At 62.7% G+C, this 255-nt stretch carries 1 protein-coding gene; it reads left to right on the forward strand.

From position 1 onward, the window contains the following. Positions 1-10: 10 nt before the first annotated feature. Positions 11-255, forward strand: a 245-nt coding sequence (locus NFX52_RS30645) for a helix-turn-helix domain-containing protein (RefSeq protein WP_252636042.1), incomplete at its 3' end; no start/stop codon positions are given.

The raw sequence follows: 255 nt of genomic DNA on the forward strand, positions 1-255 counted from the left end.
GAGTAAAGCGATGAGCCAGAACAGCCACATCACCATCGAAGAAGGCAGCACCAACGTCTACGCGGACCTGGGCTATGCCGACGCTGCGGAAATGCAGCGCAAGTCGCAGCTCGCGGCTGAGATTGCCTGCGCCATCAAGGCGCGACGCCTGACGCAACAGGGAGCCGCCGCGCTGCTGGAAATCGATCAGTCCAAGATCTCCCGCATCACGCGCGGCCAGTTTCGCGGGGTCAGCGAGGCGAAGCTGCTGGAACT

The organism is Acidovorax facilis, assembly GCF_023913775.1.
Taxonomy (GTDB): domain Bacteria; phylum Pseudomonadota; class Gammaproteobacteria; order Burkholderiales; family Burkholderiaceae_C; genus Acidovorax; species Acidovorax facilis.